18 protein-coding genes are annotated in these 20,452 nt (G+C 66.0%); 4 read left to right on the top strand and 14 right to left on the bottom strand.

All coding sequences use genetic code 11. The annotated features are described in order from the left end of the window. Positions 1-5: 5 nt before the first annotated feature. A complete protein-coding gene (locus HALNA_RS06825) occupies positions 6-884 on the bottom strand; it encodes a hypothetical protein (RefSeq protein ID WP_245576011.1) in 879 nt (292 codons plus the stop codon). A gap of 667 nt (positions 885-1,551) precedes the next feature. Here HALNA_RS06825 and HALNA_RS06820 point away from each other — a divergent pair. Together HALNA_RS06820 and HALNA_RS06815 are read left to right on the top strand one after the other, a co-directional pair. Then, positions 1,552-2,511, top strand: a complete 960-nt coding sequence (locus HALNA_RS06820; protein ID WP_084509936.1) for an alpha/beta hydrolase — start codon at positions 1,552-1,554, stop codon at positions 2,509-2,511. 118 nt (positions 2,512-2,629) lie between these two features. Next, a complete protein-coding gene (locus HALNA_RS06815; protein ID WP_211225998.1) occupies positions 2,630-4,009 on the top strand; it encodes an E3 binding domain-containing protein in 1,380 nt (459 codons plus the stop codon). Positions 4,010-4,012: 3 nt separating this feature from the next. On the opposite strand, the gene HALNA_RS06810 is transcribed toward HALNA_RS06815, so the two are convergent. The 4 genes from HALNA_RS06810 to HALNA_RS06795 all read right to left on the bottom strand — a co-directional run bounded on the left by HALNA_RS06810 (position 4,013) and on the right by HALNA_RS06795 (position 7,978). Continuing rightward, complete coding sequence (locus HALNA_RS06810; RefSeq protein ID WP_049935648.1) at positions 4,013-5,032, bottom strand: NAD(+)/NADH kinase; 1,020 nt, start codon at positions 5,030-5,032, stop codon at positions 4,013-4,015. Further along, positions 5,032-6,036, bottom strand: a complete 1,005-nt coding sequence (locus tag HALNA_RS06805) for an alpha-ketoacid dehydrogenase subunit beta (RefSeq protein WP_049935647.1) — start codon at positions 6,034-6,036, stop codon at positions 5,032-5,034. The genes HALNA_RS06810 and HALNA_RS06805 overlap by 1 nt, the downstream gene beginning before the upstream one ends. Next, positions 6,033-7,079, bottom strand: a complete 1,047-nt coding sequence (locus HALNA_RS06800) for a thiamine pyrophosphate-dependent dehydrogenase E1 component subunit alpha (protein ID WP_049935646.1) — start codon at positions 7,077-7,079, stop codon at positions 6,033-6,035. The genes HALNA_RS06805 and HALNA_RS06800 overlap by 4 nt, the downstream gene beginning before the upstream one ends. A gap of 131 nt (positions 7,080-7,210) precedes the next feature. Beyond that, on the bottom strand, positions 7,211-7,978 hold the full coding sequence (locus HALNA_RS06795; RefSeq protein ID WP_084509934.1) for an IclR family transcriptional regulator: 768 nt from the start codon (positions 7,976-7,978) through the stop codon (positions 7,211-7,213). Between the two features lie 792 nt (positions 7,979-8,770). On the opposite strand from HALNA_RS06795, the gene HALNA_RS06785 reads away from it, so the two are divergent. Next, positions 8,771-9,238 carry an NUDIX hydrolase gene (locus tag HALNA_RS06785; protein ID WP_049935644.1) on the top strand — a complete coding sequence of 156 codons (468 nt, stop codon included), beginning with the start codon at positions 8,771-8,773 and terminating at the stop codon, positions 9,236-9,238. Between the two features lie 295 nt (positions 9,239-9,533). Here HALNA_RS06785 and HALNA_RS06780 read toward each other — a convergent pair whose 3' ends face one another. Both HALNA_RS06780 and HALNA_RS06775 read right to left on the bottom strand, forming a co-directional pair. Beyond that, the gene (locus tag HALNA_RS06780) at positions 9,534-10,277 is read right to left on the bottom strand and encodes a DUF7260 family protein (RefSeq protein WP_049935643.1); all 744 of its coding nucleotides are present in this window, start codon (positions 10,275-10,277) and stop codon (positions 9,534-9,536) included. Positions 10,278-10,341: 64 nt separating this feature from the next. After that, entirely contained in the window at positions 10,342-11,778 is a 1,437-nt protein-coding gene (locus HALNA_RS06775; protein ID WP_049935642.1) for an aldehyde dehydrogenase family protein, read from the bottom strand. A gap of 95 nt (positions 11,779-11,873) precedes the next feature. Here HALNA_RS06775 and gfcR point away from each other — a divergent pair, with 95 nt between their 5' ends. Next, the gene (gene gfcR, locus HALNA_RS06770) at positions 11,874-12,509 is read left to right on the top strand and encodes a transcriptional regulator GfcR (protein ID WP_049935641.1); all 636 of its coding nucleotides are present in this window, start codon (positions 11,874-11,876) and stop codon (positions 12,507-12,509) included. Between the two features lie 6 nt (positions 12,510-12,515). On the opposite strand, the gene HALNA_RS06765 is transcribed toward gfcR, so the two are convergent. The 7 genes from HALNA_RS06765 to HALNA_RS06735 form a co-directional block, all read right to left on the bottom strand. After that, positions 12,516-13,982 carry a xylulose kinase gene (locus HALNA_RS06765; RefSeq protein ID WP_049935640.1) on the bottom strand — a complete coding sequence of 489 codons (1,467 nt, stop codon included), beginning with the start codon at positions 13,980-13,982 and terminating at the stop codon, positions 12,516-12,518. Between the two features lie 46 nt (positions 13,983-14,028). Next, positions 14,029-14,685 carry a class II aldolase/adducin family protein gene (locus tag HALNA_RS06760; protein ID WP_049935639.1) on the bottom strand — a complete coding sequence of 219 codons (657 nt, stop codon included), beginning with the start codon at positions 14,683-14,685 and terminating at the stop codon, positions 14,029-14,031. Positions 14,686-14,752: 67 nt separating this feature from the next. Further along, positions 14,753-15,925, bottom strand: coding sequence for an ABC transporter ATP-binding protein (locus HALNA_RS06755; protein WP_049935638.1), 1,173 nt, complete (start codon positions 15,923-15,925; stop codon positions 14,753-14,755). Position 15,926: 1 nt separating this feature from the next. Next, positions 15,927-16,997, bottom strand: a complete 1,071-nt coding sequence (locus HALNA_RS06750; RefSeq protein WP_049935637.1) for a 2-hydroxyacid dehydrogenase — start codon at positions 16,995-16,997, stop codon at positions 15,927-15,929. Positions 16,998-17,019: 22 nt separating this feature from the next. Further along, a complete protein-coding gene (locus HALNA_RS06745; protein ID WP_049935636.1) occupies positions 17,020-17,898 on the bottom strand; it encodes a carbohydrate ABC transporter permease in 879 nt (292 codons plus the stop codon). Further along, positions 17,895-18,830, bottom strand: a complete 936-nt coding sequence (locus HALNA_RS06740; protein ID WP_157573472.1) for a carbohydrate ABC transporter permease — start codon at positions 18,828-18,830, stop codon at positions 17,895-17,897. The genes HALNA_RS06745 and HALNA_RS06740 overlap by 4 nt, the downstream gene beginning before the upstream one ends. Positions 18,831-18,843: 13 nt before the next feature. Next, positions 18,844-20,328, bottom strand: coding sequence for an ABC transporter substrate-binding protein (locus HALNA_RS06735; RefSeq protein ID WP_157573471.1), 1,485 nt, complete (start codon positions 20,326-20,328; stop codon positions 18,844-18,846). Positions 20,329-20,452 lie beyond the last annotated feature (124 nt).

Here is a 20,452-nt window from a genome sequence, read left to right as displayed (position 1 = left end):
CGTGTTTACGATTCGACGCGCCGAGCCACAAATCGCGTCGTCGCCGCCGTGACGAACGGCACGAGAAAACCGAGGACGTAGCCGAGCAGGTGAACGTAGAGGTTCAGAACGCCGGTGTCGCGAACCGGCGTTGCCGGGAAGGCGACGAAAGGTACCGCGAACACGAGGACGCCCGCGACGGCGGCCAGTTCCGCCGCCCCCGGCGTCGCGAGGAGGCGCCGAGCGTTCGCACGGAGGGTCGGTGATTGCTCCACGAGGGCGAGGCCGTACCACAGCGCGCCGAGCAACGCCGCGAGGGCGAGGCCGGCCGCGCGGTAGCCGACCAGCCCGAAGACGGAGCGGAGGCTCAACACGGACACGAGGCTCAGACTGGTCAGGAAGAGTAGGGGAGCGAGCTGGGTCGCGGGACCGACGCCGAAGCGGTCGTCGAGGTACTCCGCGAGCGCGAAGGGGAGGTAGCCGGCGAAGGCCATCACGACCCCGGAGAAGCCGACGCCTGCGGCCGCCCGCGGAATCGCGAGGTTGAGATACGAGAGGACGGGCGGAAAGACACAGACGAAGACGACGAAGGCGGTGTAGAAACGCCGGCGACGCTCGCCAGCGATGGCGAGGGTGAGCACCACCGGCACGACCAGGGCGTACAGCCCCACGTTGACGAGCAGATGGCCGGGCGCCAGATGGACGAACGGTGAGGCGACGGCGGTGGGCACCGTCGGCGCCGTGTAGTCGAAGACGAGCGACCGGCGTGTCGTCAACGGGAGGAGGGCAACGAGGCCGAGAACCAGCGGCACCGAACAAACGAGCGCGATATCCGCCGCTCGAAGCCGGTCGCCGAGGGCGGCGGCCGGTACGTAGCGTGGCCGGGTGTCCGATTCTGTCGCCATGGCGTGACTCCGTGTCGACAGCGGACGGAACGCCACATAACGATGGCGTCCATAGTGTCAGGAACGATAACGAGCGAGGTGTTCGGTCACGTCGGATGAACGTATTCGTTCTAACTACTATCTATCTGTCCGATATGTTTGTTTCCGCCTATCGGGGGATCACGGGACGACTGGGGAGAGTTACGTGGGTGCGAAAGATACGAAAACAGCACGAACGCGCACTCGAAGGCCGAATTCGTCGACTCGGTCCGATCATTATCGATGAGAGGGGAGCGACGGTCGACACCCGAGCCGATCGCGATCACTCTTTACCGTCAAACTGGCGTACTGAACCGTCCAGTCCCTGATTTTATCGATTCTGTGGGAGCTCGTACTCGGTCGAGAACTTACGTGTAATTTTCCGGTTATATCTGTTTATTTCTAAGGGATCAAATATGTTATCCGCGTCGAAACGGACCCCGTCGACTGCGATTCGGGCGGTCACCGATCGGGCGTCCGCTCGTTCGTTCCGTGACGTTCACGGCTGCCTCCCCGAGCGCCGGTTGCGCGCGCGCTGTGAGTAACGAGGGTGGCGTCCGTCGCGACGGCCCGTACCCGTCGCGGACGTGTGGCCCCCCAGACGACAGGTACAATTATAGTCGTTCGTGCGAACAACGAGTACGTATCCATGTCAGCGCTCGATTCGCAGGTCGAAGAGTACCTCCACGGACTATCGGAGCGGGGATTACCGCCGCTCCATCGGCTGTCGTTGGAGGACGCCCGGGAGACGTATCGAAACCTCAGCGTCTCCGAAACGACCTCGGAAGCGGTCGGATCCGTGACCGAGCGGTCCGTTCCGGGGCCGGAGGGCGACGTTCCGACCCGGATATACACCCCTCCCGGAGACGGCCCGCATCCGGCGCTCGTCTTCTTTCACGGCGGCGGGTGGATGCTCGGTGGACTCGAAACCCACGATGCCCTGTGTCGAGCGCTCACGAACGCGACCGGGTGTGTCGTCGTCGCCGTCGAGTACCGACTCGCGCCCGAACACCCGTTCCCGGCCGGACTCGAGGACTGCTACGCCGCGACCCGCTGGGTCGCCAGCACCGCCGAAGCGATTGGCGCCGATCCCGACACGCTGATCGTCGCGGGTGATAGCGCCGGGGCAACCCTCGCCGCGGGCGTCGGGTTACTCGCCCGTGACCGGAACGGCCCGGACATCGACTATCAGGTGCTCGCCTACCCCGTCACGAACTACGGCTTCGAGACGGCTTCCTACGAGGAGAACGCACAGGGGTACTTCCTCACGCGAGAGGACATGAAACGATTCTGGGACGGCTATCTCCGGTGTGAACTGGACGGTAGCCACCCGTACGCCTCGCCGCTCCGGGCGCGGACGCTGGAGGCACTCCCGCCGGCGTTCGTCCTGACGTGTGGATTCGACCCGCTCCGGGACGACGGACGAGAGTTGGCGGGCCGTCTGTCCGATGCCGGCGTCCCGACCACTCACGTCGAGTACGACGATATGATCCACGGCTTCTTGGCGATGCTCTCCGATCCGGAGATCGACCGGGCGCGCGACGCCATCGAGCGTATCGGCGACGAGGTGCGCGAACTCCGATCACACACCCGTTCACAGCCGGCCTGACCTCCTTCTTCGAGCGCGACGTTCGACGTACCGGCGCGGAGCGCTGGTGACTGCCCGTACGAACTCCGTGATAAAATGAGGTACGTTTTAGTACCATAGCGTGCATGACACTGCCACTGTGGCATACATTATCAAGATGCCGAAGCTGGGGCTCGAGATGGAACAGGGAACGGTTCTCGAATGGTACGTGGAGCCGGGCGACGACGTGTCGGAAGGCGATACACTCGTCGAAGTCGAGTCGGAGAAGAGCATCGGCGAGGTGGACGCACGTGAGGACGGAACGCTGCGGCAGCTCTACGTTGGGGAGCAGGAGTCCGTTCCGCCGGGGACCCCTATCGGTATCCTGGCGGCCGCCGAGGCCGACATCTCGGCGCTCGAAGCGGAAGTGGAGGCCGAACTCGGCGACGATCCCGAGATCGAATCGAGCGGGGGAGAGACGGAGAGTGCGGAGGCAGCGTCAGAAGTCGGGGGAGACGAAGCCGGTGCCGCCGACGAGGCGAGGGAGACCGGCGACGCGACGACGGAGGCGGAGGCGCCGGGGGCCGCGGCGGAGGCGGAGGCGGTGAAGGCGTCGCCACGGGCGCGGGAACGCGCGGGCCAACTGGGCGTCGATCTGACGGCCGTCGAGGGCACCGGCTTCGAGGGTGCGATCACCGCAGACGACGTCGAGGCTGCCGCCGAATCGGACGACTGCGGCGCAGCGGAGGCGGTGAAGGCGTCGCCACGAGCGCGGGAACGCGCGGAGCAACTGGGCGTCGACCTGATGGCCGTCGAGGGCACCGGCTTCGAGGGCGCGGTCACCGCGGACGACGTCGAGGCCGCCGCCGAAGCCGGAACACGGGACGAAACGGACGTGCGGTGGGTCGCCGCCGAGGATCGCGCGGTGGACCGGTACGGGCGTGTCACGGCCGTCGCCGACCCGGCCGCCGGCGAGGCGCTGTTCGAGACGATGGACGCCGTTCGGGCGGCCTTCGAGGAGCGAGTGACGATGACCGACGTGTTGCTCGTCGTCGTGTCGGAGGCCCTCGACGCACAGCCGGCGATAAACGGCACGTACGTGGAATCGACACACCAGATCCATGAGACACAGGACGTGGCGCTCGTCGGCTCCATCGACGACGACGCCGTCGCGGGCGTCGTCCCGGGCCTCGCTGGGCTGTCGCTGACGGAGATCGTCGAGCGGCGCCAGTCGATCGACGGCGACGCGGACACGGGGGCCGAGGGAGCGACGTTCACGCTGGCCAACGCGGCCGAGGCCGAAACCGAGGGTCGGTTGATCAATCCGCCGGCCGTCGCAGCACTCGCCGTGGACCCGACGGGCCAGCGAGCGATTCCGGACGGCGACGGTGTCGGCCTGCAGCCGCTGGTGACGCTCGATCTGACCTACGATACGCGCGCACTCGGCGTGGACGACGGCCGAGCGTTTCTGAGCGCCGTCTGCGAACGAGCCGAACGGGCGTCCGAACTCGTCCTGCGCTCGTACGCGGGGACGGAGTAGGAGTTACCGGTTGGCCCGAGCCGTCCCGTCCCGAACCAACGTTCCCGACGTGACTGCGGCGTCGAGCGTCGCGTCGACGTCCACGAGCCGTGGACCGTCTGCGGTCGGCGTCAGTTCGACCGTCGCGTCCACGAGTTCGACCTCGCGCTCCCCGTCGGCGCCGATGACGCAGTCCGTTACCTCGAACGTCGCCGGCTCACCCCAATCGAGCGTGTCGTGACGCTCGACTCCGACGGTTGTCACCATCCCTGGCGCGACGAGGGCGGTGGCGCTCCGTGGCGTCACATCGGGGTCGCCCAAGCGGAGGGCCGCCCCTCCCGGTGCGTCCGGCTCGATGACCCCGAAGCAGCCGGCGACGCTCCCGAGGCCGAGGTCCGAGGGATGTGCGCGGGAGACGACGCCGCCGAGCAGTTCCGTGGGATCGACGACCGCACGCGTTCCGACGAACGGCCGGTCGACGATCCCGATCGACGCCAGCCCGGTGAGGCGCTTCTCGCCGGTCACGTCGTCGGCCACGGCTTCGATGCGTCCGTGACGGTAGGTTACGGTGTCCGTATCGACGATTCCGGTCGCGATGACGGCGGCGGCCGCGCCTGCGACAGTCCCGTCGACCGGCGACGGAACGACGTTGTTCGTTCCCGTCGAGACCGAAACGAGCGGCACGTCGCCCAGTTCCTGTGCGACATCTCGGGTCGTCCCGTCGCCGCCGAGCGCGACCACCACGTCGGCCTCCGCCCGAAAGTGCGCTGCCGCACGGCGCGTATCGGCGGCCGACTCCTCGACCGTCATATCCAGCGTCCCGGCGGTCAGGTCGGGGGGCGCCTCCGCGACGACGTGGTCCGCGATTCCGACTTTCTCGGGCATCACCGCCACGCTGGGCGGCTCCGAGACGAGCGTCAGTCCGGCGAGAACGCACTCGGCGACGCGGCGTTTCGCGTAGTTGTCGACGACGCTCGCACCGCCGGTGAGGCGCCGGATATCCCGGCCGGCCGCGGGGTTGACGATCAGTCCGACCCGGGCCATCAGGCGATCCGCTCGACCGCCTCGCGGACGTCCTCGCCGTTGGGCAGGACTTCCTGTTCGAGCGGCGGGCTGAACGGCATATGCGTATCCGGCGTTCCGACCCGCTGGATCGGCGCGTCGAGGCTGAAGAACGCGTTCTCCATCGTCCGGGTCGCGACTTCGGCGTGGATGCCGTAAGAGAGTGGGCTCTCGTCGGCGACCACGAGCCGTCCGGTCTTCTGGACGCTCTCGACGATGGTGTCGGTGTCGAGCGGGTACAGCGAGCGCGGATCGATCACCTCGACATCGACATCGCCCGCGAGGCTCTCGGCCGTCTCCAGCGATTCGCCAACCAGGCGCTGGGTGGCGACGACGGTCACGTCCTCGCCCTCGCGCTCGATGGCCGCCTCACCGATCGGGACGGTGAAGTCGGGGTCGGTCGGCACCTCACCGCTCCGTTCGTAGATCATCTTGTTCTCGAAGACGAACACGGGATCGTTCGAGCGGATGGCGGCCTTGGTGAGACCTTTCGCACTCGCGGGAGTCCCGGGTGCAACGGCCTTGAGCCCGGGGAAGTGGGCGATCCAGGCGTGGACGGTGCCGGAGTGTTGGCTGGCGGCGCCCATCCCCCCGCCCTCGGTGGTGCGGACGGTGACGGGCATCTCCGTCTTCCCGCCGAACATGTACCGCATCTTCGCCATCTGATTCATGATCTGTTCCATCGAGACGCCCATGAAGTCGCTGAACATGAGTTCGACGACCGGTCGGGTGCCCGTCGCGGCCGCACCCGTCGCGGCGCCCATGAATCCCGCCTCCGCGATGGGTGTATCCCGAACCCGCTCCTCGCCGAACTCCTCGAAGAGGTCGCCGGTCACTTCGAGGACGCCCCCGAACAGGCCCACGTCCTCGCCCATGACGTAGACGTCCTCGTCGCGGCGGAGTTCCTCCCGGAGCGCCAGCCGAATCGCCTCTCGCACCGTCATCGTCTCGGTCTGTTCCTGATCGAGACTGGCCTGCGCCGTCATCGGGAGTCACCTCCGCGGTTCCCGCCGTCGGTCCGTGGACGGGCCGCGAACTGCTCGATTTCGGGTACCGATTCGCCGAACATGTCGTCGTACGCCTCCTCGGGCGCGGGGAGGTCGGCCTCCTGTGCGTAGTCGACGGCGTCGGCGATGGTCGCTTCGACGTCGGCCCGTAGCTCCTCGAACTCGTCCTCGGTGAGTTCGCCGCGGTCGACGAGGCGCTTTTTGAACGACTCGATGGCGTCTCGCTGCTTCCAGCGCTCGATCTCCGCCTCGTCACGGTAGGGCTGTTCGTCGCCTTCGTAGTGGCCTCGGTAGCGGTACGTCTCGGCTTCGATGAGCGTCGGACCGTCGCCGGCCCGAGCGCGTTTGCGCGCCTCCTCGACCGCTTCGGCGACGGCAGTGACGTCCATCCCGTCGACGGTGATGCCGGGGATGTCGTACGCCTGGGCGGTGTCGCTGAGGTTGTCGGCGTTGTGCTGTTTGTCGACCGGAGTCGCCTCCCCGTACTGGTTGTTCTCGACGAGGAAGATGGCCGGGAGATCCCACGTCGACGCCAGGTTGATGGCTTCGTGGACCTGTCCCTGCGCGACCGCCCCGTCACCGAGGAATCCGAGCGCGACTTGGTCGCGGTCCTGATAGTCGATGGTGAGCGCCGCGCCGGTCGCCATCGGCGGTCCCGCACCGACGATACCGTTCGCACCGAGCATCCCGGCGTCGACGTCGGCGATGTGCATCGAGCCGCCTTTACCGTTACAGTAACCGTCGGCCTTGCCGAACAGTTCGGCCATCATGAGCTTGGGATCGAGCCCCTTGGCGATGCAGTGGCCGTGACCACGGTGGGTGCTGGCGATGTAATCGTCGGGCTCCAGCGCGGCACACGCACCGACACCGACGGCTTCCTCGCCGATGTAGAGGTGGACGAATCCCGGAATTTCCCCGTCCGCGAAGTACTCGCCCGCCGTCGTGTCGAACTCCCGAATCGTCAACATCCGGCGCAACGCTTCGAGTCGTCCGTCAGCCGTATCTATGGTATAGTCTGCCATGCCTCGGACCCGAATTGCAGTGAATAGCTCATAATAGTATCGATTTTTCGTGTAATACCACTCGGGAATCGTCGAATCGTGGGGCTCGAACCGGCCAGCGACGGTGGAATACGCGTCGACGGACCGGCGCGCTAGTACTCGAGGTTGCCCCTGATCACGTTCCCGTACTCCTGCACCAGGGACGGATACTCGTCGAAAAACGCCTCGTCGTCGAGACGGGTCGGCGGGCCGTACAGCGCGATACCGGCGAGGACCGTGTCCGATCGGTCCGTAATCGGGACCCCGATGCCTCGCATCCCCTCGAAACACTCCTGATCGTCGAAGGCGACGCCGCGCTCACGGGTCCGTTCCATCTCCTCGAGAAGCGAGTCGAGTTGCGTGATCGTGTTCTCCGTCCGCGGGTGAAGCCCGTACTGCTCGACCACGTCCCGTATTTCGGCGTCGGAGAGTTGTGCGAGAATCGCCTTGCCGAACGCAGTCGTGTGTAGTCGGGTCTTGACGCCCGGATACGTCCGGTTGACCTTGAGCCGTTTCACCTTGTCACCCTTCTTCATCGAGAACAGGACGCCGAGGTCGTCCTCCTCGATCATCAGTCCGGCAAATTCACCGGTCTCTTCGGCCAGTCGACGGATCTCCGGCTCCGCGACGTTGTACACTGCGTGGTTACGGCGAGCCTGGTTCCCCATCTCGAGGAACGCCGACCCGACACAGTACCGCCCGTCGGACTGCTTTCTGATGTAGTCGATCTTCTCGAGCGTGTTCACGTACTCGTAGGTCGTACTGAGCGGCATATCGAATTCGTCGGCCAACTCGCTCACCGACGCTGTCCCCAACTCGATGAGTCGCTGGACGATACGATTGGCCCGACAGAGTGATTTGAGCGGTTGCGTCGAAGCCATACGATTGCCATGCGTCGAACCGTCATTATAGTTCCGGATATTTCGGAGGGTCGGAACCGGACGCGTTCGGACGCCATCGCAGCCCAGTCCCGGCGCCGATTCGAAATAGTCGAAGTGTCATCGGGTGTTGGTGTGTCTCAAGCCCTCCGACCGCGGAACAGGGGACGGTCGACACGGAGTATTCCGACTATTTCGAATACGGACGCTCGACGCCGCCGCACCGACCACCGCGAACGTGGACACGCCGCGTGCGACACGACCGAACGTCGACACGATCGGCAACCGGTCCGTCGACCGAACACACAGTCGAATAACAGAAATAAGCTCGTTATATTATCGAGGAGGAGGAGGGCGTTCCGACCCCCACGCAAACATATATAAAATCCGTTAGTTTGGACATTCTTCCCATTCGAATACACGTCGGAAAGCCAGATTTACCGACGTGTGAGGGAAACGACCCACGGACGATACCGAAATCGCAGTCCCTGGTTCCGGACCCCCCTACGTCGATATCTTTCCGGCGGCGATTTACCCGTGTAAACCGGAACGAGTTCGTTCGAAGAGGCCGGTTTCGACGGCGTCGACGTTCCGGGACCCGCGAACCGTCGGCCTCGCTCGTCGTCGGGCGTGCCGTCGAAATCGGCCACCTTCATATAAAAAATTAAAACAGTAACTGAAACCGATATATCGGAGAACAACGATTCGCTCCGAGTCGTCTCGAATGTCGAACTAGAACACCTATAGGATCATATATGAACACGACTATACGTGTGACTCCGACAGACGTAGAGTATGATAGCACAGGATGTGACGTACGTCCAGAAAGTATGTGCCTACATCACCCGAAACGGGTCGGAGGTGTTGGTGTTCGAGGGGCCGACCCACGATGGCCTACAGATACCGAAAGGGACCGTCGAACCGGGAGAGACGCCACGCGAGGCGATGTACCGCGAGGCCGTCGAGGAGAGCGGCCTGGCGACGTTCGGGGGGGTCGACCACCTCGTTACCGACGTGTGGACCCGCCGCGAATCGCCGCCGAAGCGGTACGTGCGCCACTTCTACCACGCACCCGTTCACGAACCCCGCGACGCGTGGACGCACACCGTCACCGGCGCCGGCCCCGAACGCGGCACGGAGTTCTCGTTTTCTTGGCTCGACCTCGGGACCGACGCCGCGTTCGCCCTCGATCTCGACGACTACCTCGAGACGCTCCCCGAGACGGTCGTCGACGGCGCGGCGCCGAGCGTCGCCGCCGACTAGGCCGATCCGCCTACGTGTTTGTCCACGTTTATATCTGCTTTTTTACCATGAACTCGAAATTTAGTCGGCCGACACGAACGTCGATGCCGAGACATTTGTTTTTGACGTACTCGGCCACTCTATAGAGAAATTCCAAGATTGGAGAGGTCAGAAGCGGTCGGTTCGACCAAGCCAACGTGTTTTCGAACGATAGTCCCCAAAGTAGCGATAAAACGCGTTTACGTTCGATTCGATCGAAGCGGTCGTCGTCAATGACATATATTTTCGATACAGTTTTTGAAACTGATATGATGCGCTACCGAGCGCCGTCGGACGCCCCGTCACGCATCGCCGAGAGGTCCTCGCCCAGCGTCGCGACGGCCGACAGGACGGGGTACGTCCACGACTGGTCGCCGTAGAGGTACTCGTAGAGGGCGTCCCCTTCGCGGGAGAACCGTCGCTGGCGCTGGACGGCCCGTTGGCGCTCGGTGCCGATGCGGTCACAGCGCCGTTCCAGTTCGGCCAGGGATGGGGTCGTCGCATCGTCCGGATGGTCGGTAGAACGGCGACGGATGGCGGTGACGACGTCGTCGAGGGCGGATTCGGCGTCGGCGAGCGACCGTCGCTCCCGTCGGAGTATCTCGTCGAACCGCTCGCGTTCCGCCTGGGCAGTCGTCGCGGCGTCGGAGAGCGTCCCCTTGAGCGCGGACGTGAACGGGACGGTTTGACACAGCGCCGTCGCCACGTCCACACCGAACTCGGAGGCGACGTTGACGGGCAACGATTCGCCGTAGACGGCGTCGTAGTGATCGACGGCCATCACCGTCTCGCGGTAGGCCCGTCGCAGTCTTGCCGTGCGGTTGACGTCGGCGCCGAGCCCCGTCGTCCGGAGCCTCGCCGTGGGGTCGGGTGCCGTCACGCTCGGCTCGGATCGGGCCGGACACGTCTCGACGCGAGCGACGAAGGCCGCGAACGCGTCGCGTTCGGCCTCGACCTCCGCTCGCTCGTCGGCGACGCGGTCGAGCGCCGTCCCGATGGGGGCGAGCACGTGTCGGTTCATGGCTGCTCACCGCCCCGACGTTGTGTGACGGGGAACGGCAGGGATAGCCCCGGCAAGCACTCCCTCACAACACGATGCTTTTCGTCGTGAGGAACTCCTCGATGGTGTAGCCGAGGCCCTCGCGGCCGATGCCGGACGCGCCGACGCCGCCGAAGGGGATATCGCCCAACCCGTGACTCGGCGCGCCGTTGATCCGGACGGCGCCGGCGTCGACCGCCTCCGCGACGCGCATCGCCCGGTCGCGGTCGGCGGTGAACACCGACACGTCGAGGCCGAGGTCGTCGGCGTTCGCCAGATCGAGGGCGTCAGCCTCGGAGCTGATGGGCGTGACGGCCGCGACGGGGCCGAACTGCTCCTCGTACAGGATTCGGGCGTCCCGGGGAACGTCGGCGAGGAGGGTCGGCTCGAACCGCCGGCCGTCTCGCTCCCCGCCGGCGACGAGGGTCGCCCCGCGGTCGACCGCGTCGGTCACGAGTTCGGCGACCCACGCGGCGTGGTCCTCGGTGATGAGCGGCCCGACCGCGGTGTCGTGATCGAACAACGGTCCGGGCTGCCAGTCGTCGACATCGGCCGCTAGCCGATCCACCAGGTCGTCGTGGACCGACTCGTGGGCGAGGATTCGACTGATCGCCGAGCAGCGCTGCCCGGCGAACTTGAACGAACCCTTCGCACAGTCGGCTGCGGCGGCCACGAGGTCGGCGTCGGGGAAGACGATGGCCGGGGCGTTCCCCCCGAGTTCCATGTGGAGCGTGACCATGCCGCTCTCGCGGGCGACGCGTTCCCCGGCCGCTGAGGAGCCGGTCATGGCGATGGCGTCGATCCGGTCGTCGCCCGCGAGGGCGTCTCCGATGGTCGAAGACGGGCCGGGGAGGACATTGAACCCGCCGTCCGGCAGATCGACCGCGTCGTCGATCAGTCGAGCGAGGACCATCGCACAGACCGGCGTCTTCGACGAGGGCTTCAGGAGGACGCTGTTGCCCGCCGCGAGTGCGGGCGCCACCTGGAGCGCCGTCGTCGCCAGCGGGTAGTTGTAGGGAGCGATACAGAGTACCGTTCCCACCGGTCGGGGCTCGACGATGGCGTTCCACCCCTCGTGACCGGGGGTCGTCCCCTCGACGTACTCGCCTTGCACGTCCCGGGCCTCGCCGGCGGCGCGGCGGAAGCGCTCGGCCGCCGCCGCCACCTCGCTCTCGGCGCTCGCGATCGGTTTGCCGGCCTCGCGGACGACGACCTCGGCCAGTTCGTCCGCGTGGTCGTCGATAGCGGCCGCGATTCCGTCGAGCCAGCGCGTCCGCTCGACGATCGTAGCGTCGGCCATCGCCGACTCCGCACGCGCCGCCGCGTGTAGGGCCGCCTCCACCCGTCGCTCGTCCGCCGTCGCGACCCGCGCGAACACGCCACCGTCCGCCAGGTCGTCGACGGCGAGGGTGTCGCCCCCCGACACCCACTGCCCGTCGACGTAGAGTCCGTATTCGTCTGTCGTCGCTGTCGTCACTGTCATGACACCCCCTACCACCCGTGCCGAAATAAAATTTACTCTGGTTCGAAAAAGTATTCAGGGGAAAAGCCGATACCGACGGGGAGCGAACGGCCGGCATGAAAAACGTCGACGACCTCATCGAGAGCGCGGCGGACCTCGCGGAGCGGGGGCTGACGAAAGGCGAAATCGCCGACGAGTTGAACGTCTCTCGCGAGACGGCGAGTTGGCTGGTCGAGCGAAGCGGCAGTCGTCCACGGGCCGCGACTGCGGCCGACGACGAGGAGCCACGCGACATCCACGTCGACTGGAGCGCGTTCGGCCGGGACAGCACCCGTCTCCACTACGCGGGGGCGGCGATGGCCGACCTCCTCGGGAAGCAGGGGGAGGCCGTCGACCTCACCATCGGCATCGAGAAGGCCGGCGCGCCGCTGGCGACGACCGTCGCCCGCGAACTCGACACCGACCTCGGTACGTACACGCCGAGCAAGCACCACTGGGAGGAGGGCGAACTGGACGAACTCGGCGGGTCGTTCTCGCGGAACTTCGCGGACATCCGGAACCGCGAGTGTTACGTCGTCGACGACACGATCACGAGCGGCACGACGATGGAAGAGACCATCGAGGCGGTCCGCACCCGCGGCGGCGACCCCGTTGCCTGCGTCGTCCTCGTGGACAAGCGCGGGGTGGACAGCCTCGCCGGCGTCCCCGTCTACTCGCTGTTGCAGGTGGTGTCGGTCACCGGGGGCGAGTGAGGACTGTCAGTACCACGACTCGTAGTAGTCGTTGACGGCCCGCCACCGCTCCGTGAAAGACTCGCGGTCGTCCGCGTATCGCTCCCGGAGCGTCGGGTCGGAGTCAAGCATCCCGTGAGAGCGGAGGAGGGCGTCGCTGGCCTCGTTCACGTCGTCGAACAGGCCCGCCGAGAGCGTCGCCGGAATCAGCGAGCCGACCGTGGTACGGGGCTCCATCTGCACCGTCTCGCGGTTCCAGATCGACGCCCGGAGTTCGTTCCACCAGCTCACCGGGTCGTCGCCGCCCGCTCGCCCGCCGCTGACGAGGTGGACGCGGTCGATATCCGTGTCGAACTGCGATTCGAGGAGCGGGAGGTACGTGTACTCCGCGAGGGCGATGCCGGTGGCGATGCCACGGAGGAACCTGCCGCGAACCGCCTCGGTCGAGAGGTCGCTATCCGGCCAGATACCGAAAAAGGAGTTGCCCATCGTCGGATCGAAGAAGGGGCTCCGGTCGGCCTGGAGGATCATCTCGTACTCGTCGCCGGGGGCGACACGCTGGGCGAGTTCCAGCCCGCGCGTCTCGCTGAAATCGAAGACGGTGCGACAGAACCACCGGAAGACGGCGCCGGTCTGGGCGGCGGCGCCGGCGAAGTACCCCTCGATCGGGTGGCGGTGGTAGTAGAGCGCGTCGTGGGGTTTGATCGACTCCGAGACGTACTTCACGACGCTCGTCGACCCACAGGTGATGTTGTAGTCGCCGGGTTCCAGTCCCCCGGCCGCGAGCGCCGACGCGTTACCGTCGGTCATGCCCTGGTACAACTCCGCGCCGCCGAGGCCGATGTCCTCCGCGAACTCGCTCGCCGCGACGCCGACGTACGTCCCCGGGGGCTCGATGTCGGGGAGGAGATGCGTCGGGAGGTCGACCCGATCGAACAGCGGCTCGAACCACGTCGGCGGGTCCCGGGTGATGTCGGCGCCGAATTTGAGCGCGTTCGTCCAGTCGGTGCGTACGTCCGTCCACCGCTCCTCAGCCTCGTGTTTGAGCCGGTTGAGCAGCCACGTCGTCGGGCTGAGCAGCCACTCGACCGACTCGAAGCGGTCGGGGTGGCGCTCCCGGAGTCGGAGGATCTTCGAGAGCGGGCTCGTCGCCGAGAGCGAGAGCCCCCGCGCCGCCAGTTCCTGTACCGGGCCGAGCGAACGGAGCCGCTCCGCCTGCTCCGGCGCCGACTCGTAGTACATAGACGGCTCGAACACCGGGTCGCCGGTCGCGTCGACGGCGACGACGGTCCCCGAGGTGCTGTCGACCGAACAGATCGTCCGCTTCGAGGGAAGATACAGCGCGGCCGAGCGGAGGGCACGCTCCCACTCTTCGATAGTGTGGTTGTCGATCTCCGACCGACCGCTCAAGACGACTTCGCCCGACGCGGTGTAGGCGGTCGTCCGCGCGCCCGCCGTCCCCAGGTCGATGCCGACGAGTTGGGGATCGTCCATGCGCGCCGTTACTACCCGGGCCGGTTGTGTCTTCCGGTCGGGCAGGTCAGTGCTGGCCGTAGCTCTCGAACACCGAGCGCAGGCGGTCGACCTCCTCGTCGGGCAGGATGACCGGGTCGCCGACGCTGATCGCCTGATAGTGGATGCGCGCGCAGTATTCGACCATCATCGACACCTCGAACGCCTCCTCGGCCGTCTCGCCGACGGCGAGGGTGCCGTGGTTCTGGAGGAGGCACGCGTCGTAGTCGGTGCCCATCGTCTCCGCGGCGAGTTCGCCGAGTTCCTCGCTGCCGGGCTTCTCGTAGCCCGCCACGGGGACCTGATCGCCGGCGAAGGCGATCAGGTAGTGTGACGCCGGGATGGGTTCGCCGAGCGAGGCGAAGGTGCTCGCGTACGGGGAGTGTGTGTGGACGACGCCGCCGATGTCGTCGCGGCGCCGGAGGATCATCGTATGCATCGGCGTCTCGCTGGAGGCGTCCAGGTCGCCCGCCACCTGTTCGCCGTCGAGCGTGACGAGGGAGACACGCTCCGGCGTCACGTCCTCGTAGGGGACACCGGACGGGTTGATCGCGACCGTCTCGCCGTCGGCGCACAGTTGGCTCACGTTACCGCCGGTTCCTTTCGTCAGCCCTTGGGCGAGCATCTCGCGTCCCAGGTCGCTGACGGTCGTCCGTTCCGCGCCGTACTGTAGGTTTTCTGCCATTGTATGTGGTGTGTACTGATCGTCCGCAGGTCGCTGTTCGTGGCTCGATTCGACTCGTGGAGAGTGGTTAATGACTCGGCGAGACCCTCCCGTGGAACGATTCCACCTCTGTACCCCGCGATTTGATCGTCATCCCGTCGTCGTCGAACAGGTTGAGCGCGTGGTAGTCGAGGGTAACCTGAATCGACGTTCGCTCCTCGGGCGTGTAGGAGGGGTCGACGCGGGCGACCCACGCATCGTCGAGGCCGACGTCGAGCGACAGGAAGTTGTCGCTCCCCATCGGTTCGACCACCTGTACCGCCGCGTCAAGCCGGCGCCCCTCGCCGTTGGACTCGGCGCCGTCGACGATCCGGAGATCCTCCGGTCGAACCCCGAGGGTCACGCTATCACCCGGTTCGACGGGGAGATCCGACGCCGCGTCGTCGAGCCGATACGTGAGCGACTCGTCGTGGTCGGCGACGAGCGCCGTCGTCCCGCCGCGGCGGACGACCGACATCGACATGAAGTTCATGCTCGGCGAGCCGATAAAGCCCGCGACGAACTCGTTGGCCGGGTGGTTGTACACCTCGTTCGGCGTGCCGACCTGCTGGAGTTCGCCGCCGTCGAGGACGGCGATGCGGTCGCCCATCGTCATCGCCTCGGCCTGGTCGTGGGTGACGTACACCGTCGTCACGTCCAGGTCGGTCTGCAATTTCGTGATCTCGGTCCGCATATGCGTCCGCAACTTGGCGTCGAGATTCGACAGCGGCTCGTCGAAGAGGAAGGCCGCCGGGTCGCGGACGATGGCCCGGCCGAGCGCCACGCGCTGTCGCTGCCCGCCCGAGAGCTGCGAGGGCTTCTCGTCGAGGAGCTCCTCGATACCCATCATCTCGGCCGTCTCCTCGACGCGTTCGCGCATCTCCGCCGTGGAGAGATCGCTCGAGTATTTGAGGCCGAAGGACATGTTCTCCCGCACCGTCTTGTGCGGGTAGAGCGCGTAGTTCTGGAACACCATCGCGATGTCCCTATCTTTCGGCTCCTTCTCGTTTACCACCTCGTTACCGATGGTGATGGTGCCCTCGGTGATCGTTTCGAGACCGGCGATCATGCGCAGGGTCGTCGACTTCCCGCAGCCGGACGGCCCGACGAGGACGAGGAACTCGCCGTCCTCGATGTCGAGGTCGAGATCCGACACCGCGACCACCTGCTCCTCGGCCGAGTCGTACACCTTACCGACGCCGTCGAGGGTGACGTTGCCCATGTTATCCTCCGGTCGTTGCGGGTTCGAGCGTTTCGGGATTCGATACGTGATCTGGCGTCTCACCGGCGAGCACCGCGGCGATGTCGTCGACCACCATCCGCGAGTGGCGGGTGACGACTTCCTCGGCGGCGCCGCCGAGGTGTGGCGTCGTCACCACGTTGTCGAGTGCCAACAACGGGTGGTCGTCCGGTAACGGCTCCTCGTCGTAGACGTCCAGTGCCGCGCCGCGGAGCCCGCCGGACTGCAGTTCGCCGACGAGGGCGTCCTGATCGATGAGCGCGCCCCGCGCCGTGTTGATGAAGTAGGCGTCGTCGCGCATCCGGTCGAACTCGTCGGCACCGATCAGGCCGCGTGTCGCGTCGGTCACCGGGACGTGGAGCGTGACGACGGCCGCCCGGTCGAGCAGGGCGTCCAAGTCGTCGACTTTCTCTACGCCGTAGTCGGCCATCTCGTCGGCGTCGATATACGGATCGTAGCCGACGAGGTCCATGTCGAAACCGGCGGCGCGGGCCGCCACCTTGCGGCCGATGGCGCCCATGCCGACGATGCCGAGCGTCTTGGCCTCGAGTTCGGGGCCCTTGAGCTCGACGTACGGCGAGCCCTCGGCGATGCCCCAGGTCACGTCCTCGCGTTCGCCGCCTTCGGCCGAATCGGCGCTCGGCTGGCCGGTGTAGGTTCCGGTGTGAAGGAGGTGGTGGCTGTGAGCGATATGGCGCGTGACACTCAAGATTAGGCCGAGCGTGAAGTCCGCGACGCTGACCGCGTTTCGGCCGGGGGCGTAGAGGACGGGAATCCCACGCTCGGTGGCGGCCGCGATGTCCACGTTCGCGTCCGGGCCGCCTCGCGGACACGCGATGAGTTCGAGGTCGGACGCGGCGTCAAGTACCTCGGCGGAGACGCCCTCGTAGCCGACGATCAGCAACTCGACGCCGTCGAGTAACTCGACGAACTCGTCGGTCGAGAAGCGTTCGGTGCGCGATTCGATCGGATGGTACACAACCTCACAGTCGAGGTCGCGTCGTAGTCGTTCCATAGCGTCGTCGTCGATGTTCGCCGTGATTAGCGCCTTCATGAGTGAGTCTCCGTAGTGAGCGTCATTCTTTGACCGCCCCCATGGTCAATCCTTCCACCAAGTAGTTGCGGATGGCGAGGCTGATAAGGACGACGGGGAGCACCGTCACGGTGCCCGCGGCGCCGAGCATCCCCCAGTCGATGGAGAGATACCCCATCGAGGCCTGGATCTGCAGAGGTGCAGTCTTGGTGTTCCCGCCGGTCAGTACGAGCGCCAGCAGGAAGTTGTTCCACGAGAAGATGAAGCTGATAAACGCCGCGGCGGCGATGCCGGGTTTGACCAGCGGAACCACCACCTCGCGAAACGCCTGAATCCGGTTGCAGCCGTCGATCATCGCCGACTCCTCCATCGATTCGGGGAGTTCGTCGATGAACCCCTTCACGATCCAGATGATCATCGGGAGCGTGATCAGGAAATGCGTGATCGTCAGTCCCGCGAGGCTGCGGGTCAGACCCGCCCCCGACAGGAAGACGTACAGCGGCACCAGAATCGACAGCGGCGGCACCATCCGCGTCGAGAGAATCCAGAAGCTGATGTGGTGATCGCCCGGGATATCCATCCGGGAGAGGCTGTACGCGGCCGGGACGCCGATGATGACGCTGATCGTCACGGCCCCCGCCGCCACGATGAAACTGTTCGTCAGGTAGGTCAGGAACTCGTTCTCGACGAAGACCGTGACGTAGTTCGAGAGGGTGGGATCGAACGGCAGGAAGGTCGGCGTCGAGTCGAGGATGGTCGACCGCGACTGCAGGCTGGTGAGGACCATCCAGTAGATCGGAAAGAGCATCCAGAGGCTCACGAGGGCGCCGAAGCCGTATTTCACCGCGACGGCGACGGCGTGTTTCGGGTCGTCGGTGAGGGCGGCGAGTCGGTCGCCGACCCCGACGGTACGGCTGCTCATTGTGCCCCCGCGAACCGCAGGATACCCATCGTCGTTCCGATCGTGATCACCAGCAAGATCAGGCCGAGCGCGGCCGCCTTCCCGCCGGCCAGGTTGACGAACGCGACGCGGTACAGGTAGATGTTGAGGATCTCGGTCGACGTGCCGGGGCCGCCGCCGGTCACGAGCCAGATGATGTCGAAACTCCGGAAGCTCCGCATCAGCCGGAAGACGACCGCGATTGCGATCATATACTTGATGTGTGGCAGCGTGATGTGTCGGAAGACGGCCCAGCGCGGCGCGCCGTCGACACGCGCGGCCTCGTAGAGCGTCTCGGGGACCGACAGCAGGCCCGCGAAGACGATCATGATGATCAGCGGCGTCCACTGCCAGACGTCGATCATGATCAGCGTCGCCATCGCCATCGTCGGGGACGAGGTCCACGCGGGTGCAGACACGCCGAGGAACGTCTCGATCATCCAGTTGACGACGCCGATCTGGCTGTTGAGCAGGAGTCGCCACATCAGCCCGGTGGCGATGGGCGTCATCACCATCGGGAGGATGAAGATGGTCCGGAAGATCGGGCGCCACGTCCTCGTCACCGACCGCAGGTAGAGCGCCAGACCGAGCCCGAGGAGCAACTCGACGGTCACCGAGGCGCCGGTGAAGATGACGGTCTTCTCGAGGGAGTTCTGGAAGCGGCTCTCGGCGAGCAGCGACGCGTAGTTCTCCAGCCCGATCCACGTCTGGGTCTGGCCGGCCAACGACCACTCGTGGAAGCTCATCCAAATCCCCATGAAGAAGGGATAGAGCGCCAGAAAGGCGAGGATGGCGACCGAAGGGAGCAGGAACAGCCACTTCAGCGTCCGGTCGGAGATGTCGAGCCGGTTGAGCAACGGCTCCCGGGTTCGCAGCCGGCCGACCTTCGCCTGTATCTCTCCAATTCCGATCACGAACACCCCTCCATTAGGACAGGTATTCGCTCGGGATCTCCTTGGCGAACTCCGTGATTGGTGGCGCAGCGTCGGAGAGTGCCTGCTGGGCCGATTTGGTGTCCGTGACGGCGGCGTTCATCGCCACCGCCGCCTCGGTCATGATGTCCATGTTCTGGGGCGTGTGCAGGGGCACCGGCGGCGGCGAGGACGGCACCATCTCCATTCCCTGACGGTGGGCCTCCCGCCACGACTCCTTGGGGCCGTTCTCGAGGTACTCGTCCTGCTCGAACAGCCAGTTGCTGCGGGCCGGACCGTACACCGGCTGGCCCTCCCACTGCTGGACGTTGTTGAGGAGGATCATCGGCCGGCAGGTGGCCCACTGGAGGAACAGCCACATCGCACCGGGGTTGTCGGTGTACTGGCTGATCCCCATCGCCCACTCCCAGGTGCTCGCGACTTGGTCGCCGTCCGGACCGGGCACCGGCGGCACCCACTCGGTCCGCTGGCGCTGCTCCGTCGTCCACGGGCCGATGGCCGAGGGCGTGTGGAGAATCATGCCGACCCGCCCGTTGCCCATCGCCTGGTTGGATCGGTACCAGTCGAACGAGCCGATGTCCGCGGGGCCGTAGTCGCCCATCATCTCGGAGAAGATTTCGAGCGACGCGACGCCCTGACTGGAGTCGAGGGTCGCCTGCCGGTTCCCGTAGTCGAGCCAATCCGCGCCGTAGGACTTGAACACCGTTGCCCAGTTGGCCGACGAGAGGGTGGTCGAACTCGCCCGGGAGCAGATACCCGCACGGTCCACCTCGTCGGATTCCTGGATGGCCTTCGCTACGTCGCGCATCGACGGGTAGTCGGTCGGCACGTCCATGCCGACCGTCTCGAGCGTCGGCTTGTCGTAGCCGAGACAGCCGTAGGCCTCGATGCCGAACGGCATGGCGATGAAGTCGTCGTCGCCGTACGTGAACGCGTCGAGCGCCGCCTGCGGGTAGTCGTCGAGGGCGAGCCAGTCCGTATCCGTCAGACTCGAATCGTCGATATACTGGTTGAGGTCTTTCACCCAGCCGGCGTTGTGGTACCGGGCACTCGGCCAGAGGCCGAGGAAGAACCCGTCGAAGACCCCCGTCTGGGAGTTCAGGTCGAGCGTCAGTTTCTGCCAGAGCTGGTCCTCCGGGAACGTGTTGTACTGGACGCTGATCCCCGTCAGTTCCTCGAAGTAGGGAAGGAGAGGCTCGGTCACCGAGGTGAACGGATGGACGTTCATCCCGGTAATGAGCGACGTTCCCTCGAACTGCTTCCAGTCGATACCGGCCTGCCGGCAGTGCTGGTTGATGCGTTCGCCCCACTCCTGCACCGCGGCGGACCGGGAGGGGAGGCCGGAGCTTCCGCCGCCGCCACCGCTCCCGTCGCCACCGCCGGTGCTGGTGCCGCCGCCGGAGCCGTCGTTGCTCGAACAGCCGGCCAGTCCGACGACGGAGGCGCCGCCGATCGTCTGCAGCACTCGTCGCCGATCCACCAGCGGCCGCCTCGACGAACGTTCCCGTTCGATCGTAGAGTCGTTGTGGTCTGTCATTGTCACTGCGACTGTGGTGCGTCGGCGCCGGCGCGGACCGGCCACCCGCGGGAGCGGCGCACGCCCC

The sequence above is a fragment of the Haloplanus natans DSM 17983 genome (assembly GCF_000427685.1).
Taxonomy (GTDB): Archaea; Halobacteriota; Halobacteria; order Halobacteriales; family Haloferacaceae; genus Haloplanus; species Haloplanus natans.
Note: the sequence above shows the minus strand (reverse complement) of the source record. Positions and strands in the feature narration are given on the sequence as shown.

What these genes read in the sequence shown, in the direction of transcription:
- HALNA_RS06800 (WP_049935646.1), bottom strand. Translation starts at nt 7,079, where the DNA reads ATGGCAGACTATACCATAGATACGGCTGACGGACGACTCGAAGCGTTG.
- HALNA_RS06760 (WP_049935639.1), bottom strand. Translation starts at nt 14,685, where the DNA reads ATGGCAGAAAACCTACAGTACGGCGCGGAACGGACGACCGTCAGCGAC.
- HALNA_RS06780 (WP_049935643.1), bottom strand. Translation starts at nt 10,277, where the DNA reads ATGAACCGACACGTGCTCGCCCCCATCGGGACGGCGCTCGACCGCGTC.
- HALNA_RS06820 (WP_084509936.1), top strand. Translation starts at nt 1,552, where the DNA reads ATGTCAGCGCTCGATTCGCAGGTCGAAGAGTACCTCCACGGACTATCG.
- gfcR (WP_049935641.1), top strand. Translation starts at nt 11,874, where the DNA reads ATGAAAAACGTCGACGACCTCATCGAGAGCGCGGCGGACCTCGCGGAG.
- HALNA_RS06805 (WP_049935647.1), bottom strand. Translation starts at nt 6,036, where the DNA reads ATGACGGCGCAGGCCAGTCTCGATCAGGAACAGACCGAGACGATGACG.
- HALNA_RS06825 (WP_245576011.1), bottom strand. Translation starts at nt 884, where the DNA reads ATGGCGACAGAATCGGACACCCGGCCACGCTACGTACCGGCCGCCGCC.
- HALNA_RS06795 (WP_084509934.1), bottom strand. Translation starts at nt 7,978, where the DNA reads ATGGCTTCGACGCAACCGCTCAAATCACTCTGTCGGGCCAATCGTATC.
- HALNA_RS06785 (WP_049935644.1), top strand. Translation starts at nt 8,771, where the DNA reads ATGATAGCACAGGATGTGACGTACGTCCAGAAAGTATGTGCCTACATC.
- HALNA_RS06810 (WP_049935648.1), bottom strand. Translation starts at nt 5,032, where the DNA reads ATGGCCCGGGTCGGACTGATCGTCAACCCCGCGGCCGGCCGGGATATC.
- HALNA_RS06750 (WP_049935637.1), bottom strand. Translation starts at nt 16,997, where the DNA reads ATGAAGGCGCTAATCACGGCGAACATCGACGACGACGCTATGGAACGA.
- HALNA_RS06765 (WP_049935640.1), bottom strand. Translation starts at nt 13,982, where the DNA reads ATGGACGATCCCCAACTCGTCGGCATCGACCTGGGGACGGCGGGCGCG.
- HALNA_RS06755 (WP_049935638.1), bottom strand. Translation starts at nt 15,925, where the DNA reads ATGGGCAACGTCACCCTCGACGGCGTCGGTAAGGTGTACGACTCGGCC.
- HALNA_RS06775 (WP_049935642.1), bottom strand. Translation starts at nt 11,778, where the DNA reads ATGACAGTGACGACAGCGACGACAGACGAATACGGACTCTACGTCGAC.
- HALNA_RS06745 (WP_049935636.1), bottom strand. Translation starts at nt 17,898, where the DNA reads ATGAGCAGCCGTACCGTCGGGGTCGGCGACCGACTCGCCGCCCTCACC.